The 17,557-nt window shown below is 32.0% G+C and carries 18 protein-coding genes, 2 tRNA genes and 1 pseudogene; 7 read left to right on the top strand and 14 right to left on the bottom strand.

What is annotated here, in order from left to right; translation table 11 throughout:
* Positions 1-23: 23 nt before the first annotated feature.
* The 7 genes from FLY87_RS06510 to FLY87_RS06480 form a co-directional block, all read right to left on the bottom strand.
* Positions 24-530 carry a DUF4411 family protein gene (locus tag FLY87_RS06510; protein WP_012544978.1) on the bottom strand — a complete coding sequence of 169 codons (507 nt, stop codon included), beginning with the start codon at positions 528-530 and terminating at the stop codon, positions 24-26.
* Positions 503-1,663, bottom strand: a complete 1,161-nt coding sequence (locus tag FLY87_RS06505) for an ImmA/IrrE family metallo-endopeptidase (protein WP_141266631.1) — start codon at positions 1,661-1,663, stop codon at positions 503-505. Before FLY87_RS06505 ends, FLY87_RS06510 begins: the two co-directional genes overlap by 28 nt.
* A 92-nt stretch (positions 1,664-1,755) precedes the next feature.
* The gene (locus FLY87_RS06500) at positions 1,756-2,313 is read right to left on the bottom strand and encodes a hypothetical protein (protein ID WP_141266629.1); all 558 of its coding nucleotides are present in this window, start codon (positions 2,311-2,313) and stop codon (positions 1,756-1,758) included.
* A gap of 78 nt (positions 2,314-2,391) precedes the next feature.
* Complete coding sequence (locus tag FLY87_RS06495) at positions 2,392-4,662, bottom strand: AAA family ATPase (RefSeq protein WP_141266627.1); 2,271 nt, start codon at positions 4,660-4,662, stop codon at positions 2,392-2,394.
* A 303-nt stretch (positions 4,663-4,965) separates the two neighbouring features.
* The gene (locus FLY87_RS06490) at positions 4,966-5,244 is read right to left on the bottom strand and encodes an acylphosphatase (protein WP_012545551.1); all 279 of its coding nucleotides are present in this window, start codon (positions 5,242-5,244) and stop codon (positions 4,966-4,968) included.
* Positions 5,245-5,256: 12 nt separating this feature from the next.
* Complete coding sequence (locus FLY87_RS06485; protein WP_141266625.1) at positions 5,257-6,540, bottom strand: M48 family metalloprotease; 1,284 nt, start codon at positions 6,538-6,540, stop codon at positions 5,257-5,259.
* A complete protein-coding gene (locus FLY87_RS06480; protein WP_012546341.1) occupies positions 6,521-6,871 on the bottom strand; it encodes a molybdenum cofactor biosynthesis protein MoaE in 351 nt (116 codons plus the stop codon). Before FLY87_RS06480 ends, FLY87_RS06485 begins: the two co-directional genes overlap by 20 nt.
* A 350-nt stretch (positions 6,872-7,221) precedes the next feature.
* Between FLY87_RS06480 and FLY87_RS06475 the strand changes: the two are divergent.
* The 3 genes and pseudogenes from FLY87_RS06475 (at position 7,222) to FLY87_RS06465 (ending at position 9,060) form a co-directional block, all read left to right on the top strand.
* A pseudogene (locus tag FLY87_RS06475) lies at positions 7,222-8,372 on the top strand (IS3 family transposase).
* A gap of 83 nt (positions 8,373-8,455) precedes the next feature.
* Positions 8,456-8,983 (top strand): macro domain-containing protein, encoded by a 528-nt coding sequence (locus FLY87_RS06470; protein ID WP_141266623.1) that lies wholly within the window; start codon positions 8,456-8,458, stop codon positions 8,981-8,983.
* Positions 8,984-8,988: 5 nt separating this feature from the next.
* Positions 8,989-9,060 (top strand) — tRNA-Thr (locus tag FLY87_RS06465).
* A 1-nt stretch (position 9,061) separates the two neighbouring features.
* On the opposite strand, the gene FLY87_RS06460 is transcribed toward FLY87_RS06465, so the two are convergent.
* Positions 9,062-9,556, bottom strand: a complete 495-nt coding sequence (locus tag FLY87_RS06460; RefSeq protein ID WP_012546838.1) for a ribonuclease H-like YkuK family protein — start codon at positions 9,554-9,556, stop codon at positions 9,062-9,064.
* A gap of 104 nt (positions 9,557-9,660) precedes the next feature.
* On the opposite strand from FLY87_RS06460, the gene FLY87_RS06455 reads away from it, so the two are divergent.
* From FLY87_RS06455 to FLY87_RS06435, 4 genes are all read left to right on the top strand, one after another.
* A tRNA-Gly gene (locus FLY87_RS06455) sits at positions 9,661-9,732 on the top strand.
* A gap of 19 nt (positions 9,733-9,751) precedes the next feature.
* A complete protein-coding gene (locus FLY87_RS06450) occupies positions 9,752-10,537 on the top strand; it encodes a tRNA (adenine-N1)-methyltransferase (RefSeq protein WP_012546052.1) in 786 nt (261 codons plus the stop codon).
* Positions 10,534-11,838 carry a radical SAM protein gene (locus FLY87_RS06445; protein WP_141266621.1) on the top strand — a complete coding sequence of 435 codons (1,305 nt, stop codon included), beginning with the start codon at positions 10,534-10,536 and terminating at the stop codon, positions 11,836-11,838. The genes FLY87_RS06450 and FLY87_RS06445 overlap by 4 nt, the downstream gene beginning before the upstream one ends.
* Positions 11,839-11,968: 130 nt before the next feature.
* Complete coding sequence (locus FLY87_RS06435) at positions 11,969-12,634, top strand: MTA/SAH nucleosidase (protein WP_012546685.1); 666 nt, start codon at positions 11,969-11,971, stop codon at positions 12,632-12,634.
* Here the strand turns inward: FLY87_RS06435 and FLY87_RS06430 are convergent.
* Genes FLY87_RS06430 through thiL form a run of 6 tightly spaced genes read right to left on the bottom strand, consistent with a single transcriptional unit; the run spans position 12,603 to position 17,551 of the window.
* Positions 12,603-13,109 carry a tetratricopeptide repeat protein gene (locus FLY87_RS06430; RefSeq protein WP_141266619.1) on the bottom strand — a complete coding sequence of 169 codons (507 nt, stop codon included), beginning with the start codon at positions 13,107-13,109 and terminating at the stop codon, positions 12,603-12,605. The two genes, FLY87_RS06435 and FLY87_RS06430, sit on opposite strands and share 32 nt — an antisense overlap.
* A 20-nt stretch (positions 13,110-13,129) precedes the next feature.
* Positions 13,130-13,543: a hypothetical protein gene (locus tag FLY87_RS06425; protein WP_012545505.1), complete on the bottom strand. Its 414-nt coding sequence runs from the start codon at positions 13,541-13,543 to the stop codon at positions 13,130-13,132.
* Positions 13,540-14,442: a tRNA (guanosine(46)-N7)-methyltransferase TrmB gene (trmB, locus tag FLY87_RS06420; protein ID WP_012545935.1), complete on the bottom strand. Its 903-nt coding sequence runs from the start codon at positions 14,440-14,442 to the stop codon at positions 13,540-13,542. The genes FLY87_RS06425 and trmB overlap by 4 nt, the downstream gene beginning before the upstream one ends.
* A 3-nt stretch (positions 14,443-14,445) precedes the next feature.
* Positions 14,446-15,273, bottom strand: a complete 828-nt coding sequence (locus FLY87_RS06415) for a site-2 protease family protein (protein WP_012545051.1) — start codon at positions 15,271-15,273, stop codon at positions 14,446-14,448.
* Positions 15,273-16,568 carry a 30S ribosomal protein S12 methylthiotransferase RimO gene (gene rimO, locus FLY87_RS06410; protein WP_181406001.1) on the bottom strand — a complete coding sequence of 432 codons (1,296 nt, stop codon included), beginning with the start codon at positions 16,566-16,568 and terminating at the stop codon, positions 15,273-15,275. Before rimO ends, FLY87_RS06415 begins: the two co-directional genes overlap by 1 nt.
* On the bottom strand, positions 16,550-17,551 hold the full coding sequence (thiL, locus tag FLY87_RS06405) for a thiamine-phosphate kinase (protein ID WP_141266617.1): 1,002 nt from the start codon (positions 17,549-17,551) through the stop codon (positions 16,550-16,552). The genes rimO and thiL overlap by 19 nt, the downstream gene beginning before the upstream one ends.
* Positions 17,552-17,557 lie beyond the last annotated feature (6 nt).

Here is a 17,557-nt window from a genome sequence, read left to right as displayed (position 1 = left end):
GCTTAACTGATTTCAGAAATTTTTTATTTAAATTTGAAATTCAACCTTCTTAACATCTCAAATGTATCTATATATTCTATTCTAAAATCCCTACAAATATTTGGGATAGGTATCTCCTTTTTAACATCGGGTTTATAGACTTCATGTGTGACTATTATATTTCTGTTACTTAAAGCATATGCAACAAGCCATGCATCTGCATTTTCAGCATCATAAAATTCTTTTTTGGCTTCTTGAGTAAATTGTGAATGATTTTCTGCCCATTCTATAACTCTTCTATAACTTGTTAGAATAAAATCGTCATCTGTTGATTTAAACCATTCAAAAAAACTTCCCTTTGCCCATTTAGATAACTCATCTTTACCTCTCAGGAGTTCATTTTTAACTCTATCAATGCTGATTAATTTACCTTTTTCAGCAAATTCTGATAATGCTTTCCAAAAAGGTGGAGCAATATCAAAAGCATAATAGCGTCTTGCTGCTTCTATGAATACATTTGCATCTAAAAGGTAAGTTTCTTCTCTATCCACTCAGTTTTTCCTTCAAATAATTTCTTCGTAAATTTCTCGTAAATCTCACCATATAATCCTGTTAATTTATAGGCTTCTCTATATAAAAGAGCCCCTTCTTTAACAGCGAGGTATACAATTTGACCAAATTTTTTTCCCACCCTTTGTAACTGCACCAAATAAAAATCCCCACCTTTATACTTAATTCTTTCTTTATTTAAATAGTATTTATAGAAATTCAAAAATTGTTCTTTATTAATCAAATTTATATCTAATGCTCTGCGTGCTATAACCAATTCACTAACTTTGAAATGCTTTGCAAGTTTCTGATATTTATCTTCATCATCCTTATAGGTTTCCCATATATCCCTAATAGCATTTTGAGGAACTAAAAATTCTGCAGCAACACGGTCACAAAATTGTTCAGTTTTATCATCTGCTGGAAGCAACTCTCTTAAGTCAAAAATAGCACTTTTGCCAAGCCAGACATGCACCAATTCATGAGCAAGAGTAAAAATTTGTGCTGCTCTGGCATCTTGTCCATTTATGAAAACAAACGGAGCAAGTTTATCAGTAATAACAAATCCCCTGAACTCCTGAACATCCAGTTTCCTGCGAGTATTATTACCAACTATTCCATTAATAATTACAAAAATACCTATCTCTTCTACAGCTTCTTTAAAATAATTGAATGCATGTTGCCATGTATTGAAAACCGCTGCCCAATTTTCTTTTAAACCTAATCTATTTTTGATTTTAGCTGCTACATCGTTAATGTCATCTTCCAGACTAACCGTTCCTACAAAATCAAGGGGTTCATTACCTGTTTGTAAAAAGTATTCTTTAATCCAATCCTGTCTTTGTTTAATAATGTGAATTGTATCAATCAGTTCAGGGCTTAATTTCCTTTGTTCTCCTTTTGTTCTAAAAAATGGAATTGTGATTTCATCTTCAGGTAGAGCGCGAGTGAAAAACATTCCGAATGGTATATAAAGCATCTTAGCAAGCTGTTCTGCCTGCTTAATGGTAGGTTTATCTTCATCATTAAGCCATTTATCAATTTTGGGAAATTTTTTCTTTATAATATCCAGGTTTAGCCCGCTTCTATTAATTGCCCATATTAAAATTTCTTTATTAATATCTATTTTGCTCATAAATTTCCTTCCTTATTTTACAACTTTTTTCCCCATTGAACAAGCATTTAAATTGAAGATTCTCATGATAATTTTCAAAATCAAACTTTTTATTATCTATGAGGGTTTTTAATACTCACCTCTTTAATCTTTACCTCATGCCGTGTTAGCCTTATGACATCTTTTTCTAATAATTCAATAATTTGTTCTTTTTTCAATTGAGGACTTATTTTGTCAATGTTAGCAATGCCTAATTCATCTTTATAGTCTTTGATTTTTTCGGCTATATCAAGTTTTAATTTCATAACTTCTAATTGTTTCATTTCTTTATCATATTCCCAATCTCTAATTATTTTTATAAATTCAACAAATGCCTTTGCAGCGGCTGGAAACCCTATTGCAATGCCTAAAGCCAATTCAATTGATAAAGGAGAATGTAAATGAATATGATAAACCTTTAATTTATCGGCTTCTGACAAAGGGCGAGTGAATCTCCTATAAAAATAATCAGAAACATAGATATTTTCAAATGTCTTAAGGTTTTCAAGATTATAAGGGGCAAGAAGCGCTAATCTATCATGAAGATAAACAAGGTCTTTAAGAAAAGTGGCTATATCTTCTAAATCATGAAGACACTTTTCCTCACATTCTATAATTAGTCGTGTAGTCATAACCAAAACCTCCAAGATTTAATCCTAAATTTTAAACAACATCTGTCCTGATAACATTTTATTTCAATTTGCAAAATATTAATTTATCAATGACTCACACAAAGCATTATAATGTTCTCTATCTTTATTCTGTAATTGAGTTAAAATTGTTATTACACAAGTTTCTACTTCATTGATATCAGGGAATTTTTGTATATGCTCTGGATTTTCTTCATGTGAATATTCATCCAAAACTTTGAGTGTAGATTTTTTTGTTGTTTCTTCACAATTAGTAAAAAATTTGTTACATTTATCTTTAAATTTTTTACCATCAGGGTACTTATAAAATAAATACGCTTCTATAAATCGTCTGGCTATATTGGGTAGAAGATAAAGTAATTCAAAACTTGATTTATCTTCTAATCCTTTAAAATCTTCAAGAATGCTGAATAAATAATTGTATTCAGATTTAAATCTTTTCAGAATAACAGGCAGATTTTCAATTATTGAGCATCTTTGGTTATTAATGCATACCTTCTTTATTAAATAAAAATTTTCTTTTTGCTCTTTAGTTTGTCTGTTTATTGTCCCTACAGGATCACTTTTAATCAAATCTTTTATTAAATTAAAAAAATCAAAATTGTGGGTTGTAATAAATAATTGTTTACAATTCAAAACTTTTTCGCTTAAAAAACCATATACTTTGAAAGTATGATTACTATCCAAACTTGACACCGGATCATCAATAAATATTATTGAATCATTAATATTAAAACTGGTTTCCTCTAATTTAGTTATGAAGTAGATTAAAGCTATAATGTTTTTCTCACCTGTACTTAAATTTTTAGCAATATTTTCATTTCTATAAATTTGATAAGTGCCATCATTCAGTGCTTTTAAATAAAGCTGATCATCTGAGAAGAAAGTTTTTAAATATTTATTAATTTTATCTGCTCCAATATTTGATCTAATTATTTCATTTTTAAATTTATCAATTTCTTTAGTAATTAATTCCATTTCTATATTTTTATTAGTTAACTCTTTAGTTAACTTCTCTATTTCTATTTTCTTATTAAGATAATCCAAGTCGTGAATCGCCAATGCAGAATAGTGATTAAGTAATTCTTGTTTAATCTTATTTTTTTCTTCAGATAGTCCTTGAATTTTTTTGTTATTTTGATTTATTAAATTATTTACTTCTTTCAGTATGCTATCTATCTCATCTTCAATATTTCCTAAAGATATCTTATCAATAACATCAAATGGCTTATTTCTTTTTTCTTTTAATTTCTTAAGCAAATAAGTTATCTTTTCTTCTTTGATAGATTCTATACATTTCTTCAACTCTTCTTTCTTTATTCTATAATTATCATGGAATTCCTCATAAAACCTTGCTTCGTCAGGAAGTTCAATTTTTTGTAAGTTATTTTTATATTCATTTATTTCTTTCTCAAGCAGATTTATCTCGTCTATTAATTCATTAAATTCTTTTGAAAAATGCTTGTTTAATCTATCAAAAAGATCAGCGGGTAAATTGTTCCCACAAAATTGACACTGTTTCTCGTTTTTATGTAAATCAATACCCTCTCTGACCCAATTATTCAACTTAGGGTTATCTCTTAATTTTTGTATTACTCGTTGTACGGATATTTTTTTATTCAGTACATTATTAGTCCTATTGGTTAATTCATTTACTTTTAAATGAACTGTAATGTTATCAATAGTTTTGTATTCTCTTTCATTTCTATAAGTATTTAATTTAGTCTCTAAATCCTTATCATTTAATATATATTTTTTGTAATTCTCACCTAAAATATTTATTTTATTTCCGAGTAAGGTTTTATCAAACTCTCGTTGATTAGTAATATTAAGAATTTTTCTTATCTCCGAAGCTTTATTTGTTAAAGATCTTTCAAACTCGGTTTCTAATCTTTTCTTTTCTTCTGCGATTTTCTTTTTCTCTTCCTCTTTTTCTTTTATTTCTTTTTCTTTTTCAGATATTTTTTGTTGTAATTCTATGGATTCTTTACCAAGAATTAAGACAGGATTTACTCTATGATTTTCATCATTCCATTTGAAATTATCTTCAACGAATTCTTCATTAAATACTCTGATTGAAAGATTATTATTTTCTATATCTCTTTCTGTAATTTTTCCGTTATTAGTTTCAATAGTAAATTGAAGGTGGGGGTAATCTGGATGAGTTTTTTTTATCTCTAAACAATGAAAGAGTCTTGAAAGAGTTGTTTTGCCAGAGTAATTCCAACCATAAATAAAATTATATCTTTTAAAAACTTCACAGAATTGGCTATTCCATGAAAACCCTGAATAAGTTCCAAGATTTTTAATGTTTTCAATTTTTTTGAACATGCTAATTCTCCTCCTTATTCTTTTATTTTTCTCTCATATACACCTCCTTCACCAGTCCTTTTGTATTTCTTTCAATTATTTGTCCACTTCATTTTCGCTTATTTTAACATCAAAATTTTGCTTGGAGACATTATACTCGCTGTCAAAAATTTTTTCAAATATTTCTAAATACTCCAGGTGGGGGAATAATGATGAGAAGTAATCTTGATATTAATTTGAAATATTTGAGTGTTTATCTCTACATTGAATTCCTGCTGATTTCTTAAACCTGAACTTCACTTTTTTAAGACTGCCATCATTAGATCAGGAAGCAGTCCTTTTTATCTCAAATCCTTTTAAACCTTCAGGCTCTTCCCATATTATTTCAATATTGTCAACTCTGGCATGAGGTGGACCTTCTTTGCAACGTTGTATAGCAATAGAGATTTTCTCTTCTTCTCCTTCAAATACTGCTTCAACTCTTCCATCTCTCAGATTTCTAACCCAACCATTTAATCTGAGAGATAGAGCAATCTCTTCTGTAAAAGCTCTGTAAAAAACTCCCTGAACTCTGCCACTTATAAAAAGATGCGCTCTTTTCATTTTTTAGCTCCCTCAGTAACCTCTTAATGCTTTTAATCTTCTTTGAGCATCAGCTTCCCATCCACGTTTGCCGTTTGTAAGCTGAAGTGCTGTGGAAAGATTGTCAATCGCCTTTGTTCTGTTACCTACTGCCTGATAGTTTACTCCTAAGTAATAATAAAGGTCTGCATTATCATTTATGAGATTCTTAGCTTTTTCAAGAGTGTTTATGCTCGCATTCCACTGCCCTATTTGATTTTGAGCTACGCCTTTTATTAACATTGGTCTAAAATAGAGACTGTCAAGGGAAATCGCTCTGTCAGCATCAGAAATGGCTTCATTGTATTTTTTTAAATTTAGATTTACTAAGGCTCTGTAAGTATAGGCATAATTACTCCCATATTTAGCTATTGCTCTGTCAAGAAGATTTAATGCTTGAGTGTAATTGCGTGATTTAATGTATTTTTTAGCTTCCTCAACCATATCATAGGATTCTTTAGTTGATTTTAGGATTTCATGAACTCTATTAAACTCATTGCTATTTTGTTTTAGTCTTTGAGAATCTGGATACTGCTGAGCTATCATTTGTTGGACATTTTTTATTCTTGTATCTGGCAAAGGATGGGTGCTTAGCCACTCAACAGACATACCCCTTTCAAGAGTTTTGAATTTTTCAAACATTGTCACAAGACCCCAAGGATCATATCCTGACTGATAGGCAAATCTTACTCCCAGTGCATCAGCTTCGTTTTCTTGGTCACGGCTAAATTTCAATTGAAGTAATCCTGCGGAAATTTGAGCGACTGTCATGACTGCTGAGGCATAGTTACTGTCTTGTAAAGCTATCCCAAGAATGCTTACAAGAGCATTCATACCGAAACTCTTTTCAAGAAATTTAGCATGATGCCTTGCATTTATATGTCCAAGTTCATGGGCTAAAACACCAACCAGTTCGCTTTCTCTTTCCATTTTGAGTATTATTCCTCTGGTAATGAACACAGGACCTCCGGGCAATGCAAAAGCATTGATTTCTGGCGAGTTTACAATATAAAACTGATACTCCACCTTTCTTGGAGTGACAGCCGCAATCCTTGCTCCGAGTTGTCTGATGTAATTTTGAACTTCTCTGTCAGGATACAAACCTTCGTTTTCGTTTATCCCGGATGGAACAACTTTCTGTCCTATCTCAATTTCTTGTTTAGTAGAAAGCAGAGTATAGGTTTTTTTGCCAGAGATTGGGTCAATTTCAGCAACACATGACAGGGATAAAAGAGAGATTAAAGCTATGATGAAAACTTTAAAAAATTTCTTCTTCATTTACAACCTCATTTTTAATCTTTCCAACAAGTTCTTGCAAAGCTGGAAAAACATCTGTGCGTAGTCTCCCAGCCACAAGCACTATCATTATATCATCTCCAACTTTTAGCTCTCCTTCATTTATCCATACTCTAACATCCACAATACCTTGTTTTGTTTTTATATCATGAATTATTTCATTGAGTTTTTTAGCATCATAGGAAAGTTTCATACCCTTAACAGGTTTTCCATCCTTTGAAGTTTCTCTAACGATTCCGTTATGAATAAGTATCATACCAGCAGATTTACTTTGAGGATTTTCTTTGATTTCTCTGAGCCAGTTGTCTATCATAATAATTTAGTTTAACAAAAATCTCTTTTTTGGTTAAGCCATTTTTTAGCATAGAAGGTGGTTATCATACCTCGCAGCCCCTTCGCCTACGACTCAAGGCTCGCTTCGCTTGGAATAACACCCATGTCTATCATACCGGAAGAAGCGGTATCTTTTCTGCCATTCCGAGGTATGCCTTTTCTGTCATTCCGAACGTAGTGAGGAATCTCCTCATGAGGAGACCCTTCGGCTTACGCCTCAGGGTGACAGAAAGGTATACTGAACCCCTTAAATAGTGGACACGGTCAATTAGTAGAGGTTAAACTTTCTGCATAAGCAGAAAGAAAAGACTTTATAGGGGGGCAGTATAAATGAAACAAAGGAAATGGACAGCAGAGGAAAAAATGGCGATAGTTTTGGAAGGAATTAAAGGAGTCAAATCAGTAGCTGACATCTGCAGGGAACACAAAATAAGTCAAGGACTTTATTATCGCTGGAGAGACAAATTTTTGGAAGGTGGTAAAAAAGCACTTAACAGTGGTAGTGCTGATGAAAGCATTTACAAAGCAGAGATAGACAAGCTTCAGAGAATCATAGGGAAACAGGCAATCCAGATAGAGATATTAAAAAAAACAGAAGAACTGTTAGGGAGAAAATAGAATTGGTTAAGCAATTACTCAAAGAAGGCTATACAGTGAAAGAGTCTTGTAAAGCATTGGGATTATCAAGAAGCAGGTATTATAGTTTTATTAATCTCAGAGAGATTGAAAAACCTAATAAAATAAATGAATTAGAGATATTAGAGAAAATAAAAGCTATAAAAAGTGAGCATCCATTTTGGGGATACAGGAGAGTGACAGCATGGTTAAGGCACAGGGAAGGAGTTCTGATTAATCATAAGACAGTAAGCAAGATAATGAAGGAGCATAGCTTACTTGCAAGCCAGACAGTTCATAAAGCTAAGAGGAAAGCTGAGGGGAGAAAGCCCAGAGCTCAAAGACCGAAAGAAATCTGGGGAATTGACATGACCAAATTTATGATACCTTGTATTGGATGGGCATATTTAGTAGTGGTGCTTGACTGGTATACTAAGAAAATAGTGGGTTGGGAGATATCATTAAGGGGAAGGACGGCTGAATGGAAGTCTGCATTGGATAAGGGATTGGTTTCTGAATTTAAAGAAGGAGTAAGAGGCAGAGGATTAAAGCTTGTTAGTGATAATGGCAGTCAACCAACAAGCCGAGCATTTATGAAGGAAATGGCAGTGCTTGGAATAGAGCAAATATTTACATCTTATGACAATCCTAAGGGAAATGCTGACACTGAGAGGGTAATAAGAACGATAAAAGAGGAATTGATATGGCTAAATGAGTTTAGAAGCCTTGATTAAGCAAGAAAAATAATAAAGTATTGGATAACGAATTGTTACAACAGGCTTTATGTGCACAGTGCTTTAGGATATTTATCACCAGAGGAGTATGAGTTAAAATACTACATGGAGCAGAAAAGAAATGTTGCATAAGGCTCTACAAATTGGAAGACTTAAAAGTGTCCTCAAAAATGGGGTGCAGTACAGTCTTGGTATATTATAGGAGGAGGTGTTTTATGGATGAAAAAAAGATAAACAATAAAATTATGAGAATAATTGTTGGAGACATAACAGAAAGAAATACAGATGCTATAGTAAATGCTGCGAATAATTATCTTAAACATGGAGGAGGGGTTGCTGGAGCAATTGTGCGAAAAGGAGGGTATATAATACAGGAAGAAAGTGATAGAATAGGTTTTGTTCCAACAGGCTCAGCAGCAATAACATCTGCTGGCTCTTTGAAGACAAAATATGTTATCCATGCTGTAGGACCTAAATGGGGTGAAGGAGATGAAGAGAATAAATTGAAAAGTGCTGTATTGAGTAGTCTCAGAAAAGCAGAAGAATACCAATTGAAAAGTGTTTCTTTTCCTGCCATAAGCTCTGGTATTTATGGATGTCCAAAAAGCATGGTAGCTAAGATTCTTGTTACGACAGTAGCTGAATATTTAAAGAGTCAGTCAACTTCCCTTGAAACTATAGAATTTTGCCTTTTTGATGAAGAGACTTATCGCTACTTTAAACAAGAGTTTGATAAAATATAAAGAAAGCCGGGATAGCTCAGCGGTAGAGCAGTCGATTCGTAATCGACCGGTCGTGGGTTCAAATCCCATTCCCGGCTTTTAATTTGTGTGTCTATCTGCTACTTTTGAAGCTCCGAAGGAATCAGGTTTAGTTACTGCTATATAACCCGAACCTATAATCATTTTTATGACTTCTTTTACCAAACTTCTTGTTGCTCCATTTTTCCCCACATCAAGATGTATCTCTACTGGTAAACGGGAAACACCATTTTCAGAAAGCTTTTTTTTCAAAGCTTCAGCAATTTCCAAACTTAAAGAGGCTTCGGTAAATATTCTTAATTTTAAATTGTCCATTTTTTCATATTTAAGTTTTCTATAGAAATATCTACCCCCTGAACCTTTACGATGAATTATTATTGCTGTCACAAATATGGTCTCTTCTCCGGGGAAAGAATCACTGCCTACAATCAGGCTATATTTTTTGTCTGGTTCTTCTTTGACAAATTCTATTATTTTCTCAAAGACTTGCTCAAAAGATACAGAACCAAACGTTGGACTATTAAAAACTGATTTTATTAACGACTCAGCTTCCATTTATTTTTATCTTACCAAATTTTAATAAAATTAACATAATCAACAGAGAAGTTTACTAATTGACATATTTTAATCTACAATGCTATAAAAATTTATAGCACTTTGCGGGCGTAACTCAGCGGGAGAGTGTCAGCTTCCCAAGCTGAAGGTCGCGGGTTCGAATCCCGTCGCCCGCTTTTTTATTGGAGGTTAAGTTTGTCAATATTCAAAGAAGAAGATTTAGCACTCCTCATAGATTCAAAAGGTAGAAAGTATCTTGTTAGTTTAAAAAAAGATGCCACCTTTTCCTTTCATAAAGGATACGTGCAATTTAATGATATTATTGGTAAAAATGACGGACTTAAAGTTTTCTCTTCTATGGGAGAAAAACTTTATGTTTTTAAACCTACTCTTGAAGAATATATACTTAAAATGAAAAGAGGTGCTCAGATTATCTATCCGAAGGATATATCAAGAATTATAACTCTTCTTGATATTTTTCCAGGAGCAAAAGTTTTTGAAGCAGGAACAGGTTCTGGAGCACTGACTTTATATCTTTTAAGAGCAGTGGGCGAAAGCGGGAAAATAGTATCTTATGAGAAGAGAAAAGATTTCCATGAAACAGCAAAAGTAAATATTGAAAAATTTATGAAGAACAAATCATACGGAGAATTAACCCTTGAAAATAAAGATATTTCTGAAGGAATAGATGAAAAGGATTTTGACAGAGTAATTCTTGACCTTACAGAACCATGGCTTTTTCTTGATAAAGTTATAGATGTTTTGAAACCAGGAGGCATTATTGGCTGCTATCTCACAACAGTTCTTCAGATTTATAGTTTAATGGAAGAGTTTGATAAAAAATTTTATGACCGCCTCTATAAAATTGGTATATTTGAACTTCTTGAAAGAAAGTGGGAAAAAGAAGGTTTAAGCCTGAGGCCTGCATTAAGAATGGTGGCACATACAGGATTTATTGTTGCTTTTAGAAAACTGTCGTGACTTACAGAGTTTTACTCATTAATCCATGGATTTATGATTTTGCTGCCTATAATTTCTGGGCAAGACCTCTTGGCTTACTCAAAGTTGCTGAGTTTTTAAGTCAATTTAATCTAAAACTTTTTTTCATTGACTGCTGTGACTCATTTACAGTTAAAAAATATGGAACTGGAAAGTATAGTTATCAGATTGTTGAAAAGCCTGATATTCTCAGAAATGTTCCCAAAAAATATAAAAGATATGGAATTAGTCTTGATGAGTTCATAGATAAACTAAAAGAGATTTATCATGTAGATTTGATTTTAATTACATCAATAATGGCTTATTGGTGGTATGGAGTAAATGAAGTTGTAAATATCATCAGGGAAAAGTTCCCTAATATTCCAATAGTTATCGGAGGAATTTATGCAACACTTTATAAGGAACATGCAAAGGAAAAAATAAATGCTGATTCTATATATACAGGACAGATAGAAGATAGACTGATTGATAATATCAGTAATTTCGGGATCAAACTTAAAAGAGTCAGAGAACAATCTAAATTCTGGTGGCAGTTAGGTTTTTACAATAAAATACCCTATGCTCCCATATTAACTTCTACTGGATGTCCGTTTAGATGTCACTATTGTGCATCTTCCCTCATATATAAATCATTTGAGCAAAGAAAAATAGAAGAAGTTATCAATGAAATAGAAGAACTCTATAATATGGGTGTAAGAGATTTTGCTTTTTATGATGACGCATTGCTTTATAAATCTGAAACACACTTAGAGCCCTTACTTAGAGAAATAATCAAGAGAAACTTTCAATTGAGGTTTCATACTCCAAATGGACTTCATGCAAGATTTATTAATAAAAATGTTGCTCAATTGATGAAAAAAGCTGGATTTAAAACATTGAGATTGAGCCTTGAGACCGTAAATATTAAAAGACAGATTGAAACAGGTGGAAAGGTAACTAATGAAGAACTTGAAAAAGCAGTTTTTTATCTTAAGGAAGCAGGATTTTTATCTCAAGATATAGGTGTTTATATAATGTATGGATTGCCAGAACAAAGCCTTGATGAAGTAAGAGTTGGGGTTGATTTTCTGAAAAAACTAAAAGTTAGAATACATTTAACAGAGTTTTCTCCTATAAAAGGAACTTATTACTGGGATGAACTTGTCAAAAAAGGAGTTATCCCTGATGATTTGGATCCTCTTTTAACCAATAATACAATTTTTTCAGAACTTTTTTCTGGATATTCAAAAGAAGAATTACAAAGATTAAAAATTGAAGTAAATCAATTTAATTTGCTATTATAATCCAGCATTTTGTGGAGGTTAAATATGGTTAGAAAATCAAAAATGATAAGCATGGAACGAAGATTTAAAATTTTAATTAAAAAAATACAACAAACACTTCACCCATCACTTCTTGAAAGAGCAAAATAAATTGATAGCACTGTTTTTTGCAACTCCGATTGAGTGTGAGATAATTTTTGATAGATTAAAGAATAAATCAAGTTTTGTTTTAAAAAAAGTTTCTTTTATAAAGGGTAAAATACAAAAGCATGAAATACTCTTATGTATATCAGGAATCGGGAAAATAAATGCTTCAATTGCATCAATCCTTGCATTTGAAAACTTTCCCATAAATAAAGCAATTATCTCAGGAATAGCGGGAGCGTATCCATCCTCTGGACTTGATATTGGTGATATTGCCGTTGCTGAAAAGGAGATAGAAGCAGATCAAGGGCTATTAATCAATTGTGAAACTGGTGAAAATTCTTTTCTTTTTATGGATTATCAGGAATTTCCCCTTCATATACCTACTTCATTACAAAATTATAAAAAAGGAACATTTCTCACTGTTTCAGCCTGCACTGGAAATCTAAAAAGAGCAAATTTTCTTGAGAAAAAATTCGGTGCTATATGTGAAAATATGGAAGGCGCTGCTATAGCAAAAGTTGGTCAACTTTATAATATTCCTGTTACTGAGATAAGAAGTATTAGCAACATAGTTACTGATAGAACTGAACTTTTAATAACTAAAGAAGTTAAAAATGCTGCGGAGATAGTTCAGAAATTTATACTTGAGAACCCTCTTCTTTTTGAATAGATTTAATCTGAGCAATAATTTTTTGAACGCTTTCTTTTAATTTTCCGTAATCATCTCCTGAAACACCAAGAAATGCTTCATAGTGTTTCAATGCGTCGGTTTTTTTATTTAGTCTATAATATGTTACTGCAATATTATAGTGTGTTTCAGGATTTTCAGGGTCTCTTTCAAGTGCTTGCAAAAAAAATTGTTCTGCCTTTTCATATTCAGCCTTATTTAAATAAACAAGCCCCATGTTTGCGTAAGCTAAGGCAAAAGAAGTGTCAATTTCAATTGCTTTTTGGAATTTTTCTACAGCTTCATCAAATTTATCAAGATAAAAAAGTGCAAGACCATAATTATTGTAGAGTTCAGGAGATTGATAGTTTTCATTTAATAACTCATCATAAATTTTACAGGCTTCTTCAAACTCTCTATATCTAAGAAGTAGATTTGCTTCTTCCAGTTTTTCTTCAAAGTTGATTTTATTTTCCATAGCAAAAAATTATAGCAAAATTACTGAGGCTTTGTATACATATACCATGGTTTTTCAGATGGTCTTTCTATTCCGCATATTTTTGCAACGGCATCAACCATTTGATTTGCATTAAAGGGTCTTATAATAACATTATCAACCATTCTGTCCTGAATAAGTTTTAATATTTCCTGCTTTGGAGTATCAGCTGAAATTATAAGAAGAATTTTTATTTTGGATTTGTCTCTAATTGTCTGCAAAAAAGGAATTGAACTTTCATTATCAATTTTTGAATCTATTACTATTCCACAAAAATCTGTTTCTCCTGCAAAAAGTTTCTCAACTTGATAGATATGGTCAAAATATTGAGCAGAAACAACCGGAAGGTCTTTTAATGCCCAGTTAATAGTGTTTTTGATGTCCTGTTGCACGCATACAATAATTTTTTTCTTCATAATGCCTCCACAAATAAATTAGCTAAAAAATTTAATGTCTTCTGCACACCTTCAGTTTTTAAAATTTCACTGAATTGAGATACATCTATTATAAAGTATTCATCTTTCTTTTTAGCAGTTATAAGAAAAGCCTGAAGAAAATCCTTTTCTGAAAGAACTACTTCTATAGCATAATCCTGATTTCTTTTCCATACAGAAAAACACTTTAAATATAAGCCCTCTTCAATCTTAAATTCCTTATGAGATATTGCATTAATATTCAATTCTTTATTGAATACTTTTACAGGAAACAACTCCTTCACCTCCGTAATTTTTTTGACTTCTATAAGTGCTGGTTCTTTTTCTTTTTTAAGAACAATATCCCATATACTTTTGCCCATTGAAAGCCATTTTTTTTCATATTTTGTTAAGGGCTCATTGATAGAGGGATTTGAAATACTGGTGGAAAAGCATTTCAGAAAATTACTCTCTTGTAAGGTAAACTCAACAAAGGGATAATCATCTGTTCTTATCTTAATTTCACCATTGGGAATGAGTTTTTTTGCATAAATAAAAAGATTCTCTCTTTTTGTAAGTCTTTTTTCAACATGAGATTTTTTAAACCAAGGGTCTGGATAGTTCATTATTATCATTTTCACGCTTTTGTCTTTGAACAAAAGCTGAAATGCCCAGTAAGCATCAAGCCGTGTACAATAAATATTATTGATTTCTCTGAGTTTACATTTTTTTAAAAGTTTGTTAACAGGTATCCATGATTTTTCAATTCCGAAAAATATCTCCTCTCTGTTTCTCTCAGCAAGTGCGATTAAAAAATCCCCTGAACCAAAACCGATTTCAACTATAAAGTTATCAAGATTAAGAGGTTTCTGAGCTTTTCTATAATCAATATAGGTTTGCATAAACTAAAAGTTGAAAGGTGTAGGAGTAAAGGTCAATAGGAAAATAATAAAAGACAATATTCCTACAATTCTTCTACTTAATGATAATCTACTTTCCCATACTAATATAGGTGGATGGTCTACACCTAAAAAGACAAGCAATAATGCCCATACAAGCCATCCATACCAGTAAAAGACTCCTAAAGCAGCGATAAAAAAAAGCATTGTTCGTGAGATATAGAAATGCCATTTTCCAAATAATGCATATGCAATATGACCGCCGTCAAGTTGTCCTACAGGTAAAAGATTCATTGAAGTTACAAATAGTCCTATCCATCCAGCAAAGGCAACAGAATGAAGAAGAACATCCTGACCTGCCGGAATATTGCCAAGAGTAAACTTAACAAGTAAAGAAAAAAGAATAGAGTCTCCAAGCATGAACATATCTTCTCCATAAGTTAAAGGAATGATTTTTGACATTTTAAGCCCTATGATGCAAGCAATTAGAGATAAAATAAAGCCTACTATCGGACCTGTTGCTCCTATGTCAATAAGTGCTTTTCTTGTAAGAATAGGTGATTTCATCTTTATAAAAGCTCCGAAAGTTCCTATTATTGAAGGAGCAGGAATAAAATATGGCAATGTTGCTTTTGTTCTGTGAGCTTTTGATGCAAAGTAATGACCCATCTCATGTCCAAGTAAAATTGTCATTATACTTATTGAAAATGGATAACCTTCCCATAGCCTCATTGGCTCTTTAAACAGATTAATCCCCTGCTGAAGTGCTCCTGCAAAAAGAGTTGTAAAAATAGTCATAATAAAAAGAATCAAAGGAATTAAATATTTTTTCACTAAACAATAACTCCTTTCACATCGTATTCATAGCCTTCAGTTATAAGTATAGTTACTTTTTCTCCTGCTTTCAAATCTGCTGTATTTTCTAATATTACCACACCATCTATTTCTGGAGCATGACAATAAAGCCTTGCTATTGCAATATCAGCATCAATATAATCTATCAATGCCTCATATTTTTTCCCAATAAGTGCTCGGTTTTTTTCAAGAGATATAACTGCCTGTCTTGCCATAATCTCATTATATCTTCTATTTTTAACATTTTCAGGAATCTGTCCCTTTAAACTATAAGCCTTAGTTCCTTCCTCTTTTGAGTATTTAAATACTCCAAGCCTGTCAAACTGAACTTCTTCTATAAAGTCAACAAGTCTTTGAAACTCTTCTTCTGTTTCTGTAGGAAATCCAACAATAAAAGTGCTTCTTAAGGTAACTTCCGGTATTGCTTGTCTAATTTGTTTTATCTTTTTTAGATACTCCTTTTTTGTTCCTCTCCTTCCCATTAATCGGAGAATTCTTTCTTCACTGTGTTGCATAGGAATATCAAGATATTTGACGATTTTTTCTTCATCAGCAATTGTTTCTATTAAATTTTCATCAATATCAGATGGATAAAGATAAAGAAGCCTTATCCAGAAATCTCCGCTTATAGAACATAAATCTTTAAGCAGTCTTTTCAAAGTATATCCTTTCAAATCTTTACCATACTGTGTGATATCCTGAGCAACCAAAATAAACTCTTTTATCCCTGAATGAACAAAATTCTCTACTTCTTTAAGTATGTCTTCAGGATTTAAACTTCTAAAAGGACCACGAACATCTGGAATTATACAGAAACTGCATCTTCTGCTACATCCCTCAGCAATTTTTATATATCTATAGCTTGGTGGTTCTACAGTATATTGAAAATTTTGAGATATAAAATTAGAGTTTTTGCTGAATTGTTTAATATAGTCTATTATTTTATCCTTTTCGTCAACACCAAAAACTGCATCAATTTCAGGTATCTCTTTTTCCAATTCTTTTCCATATCTTTTTGAAAGACACCCAAAAACAATAAGTTTTCTGTCAATTTTAAACTTTGCTGCTGTTAAAATTTCATCAATTGATTCTTCTTTTGCATCATTTATAAAACAGCAGGTATTTATGAAAACAAAATCTGCTTTTTTAAACTCCTCCACATAATAAAATCCTTCTTTTGTTAATGCATCAATTAAATGGCGTGAGTCTACAGTGTTTTTAGGACATCCGAGAGTGATTACTGTAAAATTTTTCATTATTGAAAATGCTGCCAACCTTCTGGTTTTGTAGGAATTTTGCCTCTCTGAGGATCTATCAGATATATACCTTTTTCTTCAACTATTCTTCCCACGGGAATCAAACCAAACTCTTTAGCATCCTGCCTATCAGATATAACAAGAAGCTCATAATCCTCACCACCAGAGAGTATGGGGTTCATAGGTTCAATATTTAAATAATCTGCAATTTTTGTAATCGCTGGATGAATAGGAAGTTGATCTAAATAAATTTCTGCTCCAACCTTATTTTCCTCACAAAGTCTATGTAAATCAATAAGCAATCCATCACTTATATCCATCATAGCCTTTGCAATATGTTTGAATTTATCAGGTTTTCTTGCAATAGGCATAAGGTGTCTCTCTAAAATTTCATTGATGCCCTTAAATTTTAAGAGTCTATCAGGATATTCCTTGCAATTTTTGAAATTTCTAATTGATTTTATAAATCTTTTTTCATCATCAGAAAGATTGTTTAGAAGATTTAAACCAGCTGATGAAAGACCAAGGTAAGACGTTATGAAAATTAAATCGCCTGCCTGTGCACCTTTCCTTAAAATAGGTTTTTCAGCCTCTCCAACTGCAAAGCCTGAAAGAACTATATTTTTACTTCTTGAGAGGTCACCACCAATTAAAAATCCACCATAATGTTTTAATGCATCTTCAATTCCATCAAATAATTCCTTAAAATCTTGGTCCGATACAGTTTCTGGAACTCCTGCAGAAAATAAAAAACCCTTAAAATCTCCACCCATTGCATAGATATCACTCACATTTACAGAAACAATCTTGAATCCAAGATGATAAAAAGATGTATAGCTCAGCTCAAAATGAACATCCTCAATCATTAAATCAGTAGTAAGAATCGCAGACCTTTTAAGATTTAAAACTGCTGCATCATCTCCTATTCCGATCCCAATATCTTCAGGCAATGAAAATCTATCTCTTATTTCTTTTACAAGGGTAAGTTCATCTTTTTTCATAAATAC

The organism is Thermodesulfovibrio sp. Kuro-1, from assembly GCF_006538445.1.
GTDB lineage: Bacteria > Nitrospirota > Thermodesulfovibrionia > Thermodesulfovibrionales > Thermodesulfovibrionaceae > Thermodesulfovibrio > Thermodesulfovibrio yellowstonii.
The sequence above is the reverse complement of the archived record's forward strand: the minus strand, read 5'-3'. Positions and strand labels throughout refer to the sequence as shown.

Bases quoted from the DNA above. Each gene is read 5' to 3' on its own strand.
- FLY87_RS06495 (WP_141266627.1), bottom strand. From the start codon at position 4,662: ATGTTCAAAAAAATTGAAAACATTAAAAATCTTGGAACTTATTCAGGG.
- FLY87_RS06430 (WP_141266619.1), bottom strand. From the start codon at position 13,109: ATGGAAAATAAAATCAACTTTGAAGAAAAACTGGAAGAAGCAAATCTA.
- trmB (WP_012545935.1), bottom strand. From the start codon at position 14,442: ATGCAAACCTATATTGATTATAGAAAAGCTCAGAAACCTCTTAATCTT.
- FLY87_RS06425 (WP_012545505.1), bottom strand. From the start codon at position 13,543: ATGAAGAAAAAAATTATTGTATGCGTGCAACAGGACATCAAAAACACT.
- FLY87_RS06480 (WP_012546341.1), bottom strand. From the start codon at position 6,871: ATGATAGACAACTGGCTCAGAGAAATCAAAGAAAATCCTCAAAGTAAA.
- FLY87_RS06500 (WP_141266629.1), bottom strand. From the start codon at position 2,313: ATGACTACACGACTAATTATAGAATGTGAGGAAAAGTGTCTTCATGAT.
- thiL (WP_141266617.1), bottom strand. From the start codon at position 17,551: ATGAAAAAAGATGAACTTACCCTTGTAAAAGAAATAAGAGATAGATTT.
- FLY87_RS06485 (WP_141266625.1), bottom strand. From the start codon at position 6,540: ATGAAGAAGAAATTTTTTAAAGTTTTCATCATAGCTTTAATCTCTCTT.
- FLY87_RS06505 (WP_141266631.1), bottom strand. From the start codon at position 1,663: ATGAGCAAAATAGATATTAATAAAGAAATTTTAATATGGGCAATTAAT.
- FLY87_RS06490 (WP_012545551.1), bottom strand. From the start codon at position 5,244: ATGAAAAGAGCGCATCTTTTTATAAGTGGCAGAGTTCAGGGAGTTTTT.
- FLY87_RS06460 (WP_012546838.1), bottom strand. From the start codon at position 9,556: ATGGAAGCTGAGTCGTTAATAAAATCAGTTTTTAATAGTCCAACGTTT.
- FLY87_RS06470 (WP_141266623.1), top strand. From the start codon at position 8,456: ATGGATGAAAAAAAGATAAACAATAAAATTATGAGAATAATTGTTGGA.